Below are 3,395 nucleotides of genomic sequence, written 5' to 3' on the forward strand. Positions count from 1 at the left end.
GGCGACGGACGGCGAGATCGGCAGCGCCGTCGAGCACCCCGCACCGCCCCGGCCGACGGGCGTCTCCGAGGACGGCTGAGCGCCGCCCGCGGCCGCTTGGTCGCGGCGTCGCCGACCTCGTCCCAGCCGCGACTTCCGACACCGCGGACGCGTCGACTTTCGACACCACGAACGGCCCATCGGCCCTCCCCCGACGCGACGACCCCGCAGTACCGTGCGCGTCGTGACCCTCGCCGACGAGACACCTGCGACCACCCCGGACACCGACGCGCCCGTCGACGCCCTGCGTGCCGTGCTCGCCCCGCTCGGGACGGTCGCGGGGGTCGAGCGGCTCACGGGCGGGATGTTCGCGACGAGCTACCGCGTGACGCTCGACGACGGCACGCGCGTCATCGTCAAGACCGCGCCCACCGCGACCGACGCCCTGCTCACCTACGAGCACGACCTGGTCCGGTCCGAGGCGCACGTCTACCGGCTCGCCGAGGAGCACCCGTCGCTGCTCATGCCGCGCGTGCTGCTCACCGACTTCACGCGCACGCACGTGCCGTCGGACGCGCTCGTCGTCAGCCACCTGCCCGGCGTGCCGCTGGTCGACGCCGGCTTCGGCACCGCCGACGACGACCCCCGCACCGCGCGAGCGGAGCACGAGCTCGGCGCGTACATGGCGCGGCTGCACACCGCGGGCCTGCCCGCCCCCGACGGCGGCTTCGGCTACCCCAACCCCGCGGCCGGGCTCAACGCCCCCACGTGGCGCGGCACGTTCACCGCGATGGTCGAGGCCGTCCTGACCGACGCGCCGCGCTGGGGCGTCGAGCTGCCCGCCGACGAGGTCCGCGCCGCGCTGCGACGGCACGGCGACGTGCTCGACGACGTCACCACGCCGACGCTCGTGCACACCGACCTCTGGGCCGGGAACCTGTTCGTCGACCCGGCGACGGGCGGGATCGTCGGCGTCATCGACCCCGAGCGCGCGTTCTGGGGCGACCCGCTGCACGAGCTCGTCGGCGCCGACTGCCACAACGTCGGACCGGTGAACGCGCGCGTGCTCGCGGGCTACGCGAGCGTCGTGCCCGGCGGCATCGACGTCACCAGCCCGTCCGCGCGGACCCGTCTGGCGTTGTACCGGACGTTCCTCACGCTGATCCTCACGACCGAGATCGTCCCCCGGTCGTTCGCGGGCGACTGGCTGCCGGGCTACCGCACGACCCTCACCGACGCGCTGCGCACGCTCCTCGACTCGCTCCGCCAGTAACGCGGGGCGTCGCCGTCGGCCGACCCCGTCCGGCCGACGCGTCGGACGGCGGCTCTACTTGACGACGCGGACCTCCTGCGGCCACCCGCAGCCCTCGGCGACCCGGCCCGCCCACATCTTGGCCGTCTCCAGGTCGGGCACGTCGATGACCGTGATGCCGCCCAGGTACTCGGTGGTCTCGGCGTAGGGGCCGTCGGTGATCGTGACCGTCCCGCTCGTCGCGTCGGCGGTGAACGCGTCGGCCAGGTCCTCCTCGAGCCCGCCGGCGAAGACGAGCACCCCGGCCGCCTCCATGTCGCGGACGACGGCCGTGCTCGGCTCGACGCGGGACTGGAACCACTCGGCCGGGTGGTCCCCGACCCAGTTCTGCTGGAAGTAGATGGCGTACCGGGTCATCGTCGCTCCTCGTGTGCCGGCCGCTCCGTGGCGGCGTGTCACCACTGTGACGGACGAGCCCCGCCGGAATCGACAGGACCTGGTCAGGGGGTGGGGTGGCGGGCGTCGTAGTGCCAGAACGTGCGCTGGACGCGCACGAGGACGCTCACCAGGACGACGCACGTCAGGCCGCCAATCACCGCGGTCCAGCCCTCGCCGACACGCGTCGCGAGCCCCCCGAGCAGCAGCTCGCCCAGCCGGGGGCCGCCCGCGACGACGACCACGAACACGCCCTGGAGCCGTCCGCGCATGTCGTCGGGCGTCGCGGTCTGCAGGATGCTCTGCCGGAACACCGACGAGATCGCGTCCGCGGCCCCTGCGACGACGAGCGTGAGCACCGCGAGCGCGAGCGCACCCCACAGCACCTGGTCGGGCCGCGTGGCGTCGACCGTGACGAGGACCGCGCCGAACCCGGCGATCGCGAGCCCCCACACCACGATCGCGACCGTGATGATGCGACCCTGCCAGCGCACGTGCACGAGCGCGCCGGAGAACACCCCCGCGAGGACTGCCCCGACGGCGACCGCGGCGCTGACCACGCCCGTCGTCGTCTCGCCGCCGCCGAGGTAGAGGAGCGCGACCGCGGGGAACAGCACGCGCGGCGACGCGGTGATCATCGCGACGAGGTCGACCGCGAAGGTCATGCGGACGTTGCGCTGCGTGCCGAGGTAGCGCAGGCCGTCGACGACCGAGCCGAGCCCGACCCGCGCACGTCGGACCGACGACGGCTCGGGCGGGACCGGCGGCAGGCGCAGCAGCGCGACGAGCGCGAACGTGAACAGCGCGGCGTCGAGCGTGTACGCGGCGGCGTACCCGAACGCGGCGACGAGCCCGGCGCCCAGCAGCGGGCCCACGGTGAGCGCGACGTTCCAGCCCGTGGTCTGCAGGGCGTTGGCGGCGGGCAGCAGGGTGGGGTCGATCAGGCGCGGGATGATCGCGGTCCGCGCGGGGCTGTTCACCGCGCCTGCGGCCGACTGCACGGCGACCAGCGCGTAGAGCAGCCCGACGTGCTCGTTGCCGAGCCACGCCTGCACCGCGAGCCCGAGCACCACGGTCCACGCGACCAGCGACGCGACGAGCGCGACGCGGCGGCGGTCGTAGTGGTCGACGATCGCGCCGCCGTACAGCCCGAAGATCACGAGCGGGACGAGCGCGCACACGCCGAGGACGCCGACGGAGAACGTCGAGCCCGTGAGGTCGTAGACCTGGAGCCCGACGGCGACGACCGTGAGCTGCGTGCCGAGGTTCGACACGGACAGGCCCCACCACAGCCGCCGGAACGCCGGGCTGACGCGGAGGGGTGTGGTGTCGACGAGCACGGACATCGCCGCCACCCTACGTCGCCCGGGGCACCCGTCCCTGCCGGGTCCAGCGCCGTCTCACGGCGACGCGCGGGCGGGGCGTGGGAGGGTGGGCGGGGTCCGGGAGCGGGAGGAGAGTCGGTGGGCGTGCAGCACGTGGTCGTGATGGGGGTGTCCGGGACGGGCAAGACGACGATCGGGCGGCTCGTCGCCGAGGCGCTCGGGACCCCGTTCGTCGAGGGCGACGACCTCCACCCGCCGGCCAACGTCGAGAAGATGGCCGCGGGCGTCCCGCTCACCGACGAGGACCGCGGGCCGTGGCTGCGGCTCGTCGCGGCCGCGATGACCGAGCACGCCGAGGCCGGTCGCGGGACGGTCGTCGCGTGCTCGGCGCTGCGGCGGGCGTA

General features: G+C 74.6%; 4 protein-coding genes. 2 read left to right on the plus strand and 2 right to left on the minus strand.

The annotated features are described in order from the left end of the window. The first annotated feature begins 223 nt into the window (after positions 1 to 223). Positions 224 to 1,252 (plus strand): phosphotransferase family protein, encoded by a 1,029-nt coding sequence (locus tag HGA02_RS13540; RefSeq protein WP_343035474.1) that lies wholly within the window; start codon positions 224 to 226, stop codon positions 1,250 to 1,252. A 54-nt stretch (positions 1,253 to 1,306) separates the two neighbouring features. On the opposite strand, the gene HGA02_RS13545 is transcribed toward HGA02_RS13540, so the two are convergent. Beyond that, a complete protein-coding gene (locus tag HGA02_RS13545; protein WP_168679447.1) occupies positions 1,307 to 1,648 on the minus strand; it encodes a YciI family protein in 342 nt (113 codons plus the stop codon). Between the two features lie 83 nt (positions 1,649 to 1,731). Beyond that, positions 1,732 to 3,012: an MFS transporter gene (locus HGA02_RS13550; protein WP_168679448.1), complete on the minus strand. Its 1,281-nt coding sequence runs from the start codon at positions 3,010 to 3,012 to the stop codon at positions 1,732 to 1,734. 117 nt (positions 3,013 to 3,129) lie between these two features. On the opposite strand from HGA02_RS13550, the gene HGA02_RS13555 reads away from it, so the two are divergent. Then, the coding region (locus HGA02_RS13555) for a shikimate kinase (RefSeq protein WP_168679449.1) at positions 3,130 to 3,395 on the plus strand (266 nt) is incomplete at its 3' end.

Source organism: Cellulomonas septica (assembly GCF_012396155.1).
In the GTDB taxonomy this organism is placed as follows: Bacteria; Actinomycetota; Actinomycetes; order Actinomycetales; family Cellulomonadaceae; genus Cellulomonas; species Cellulomonas septica.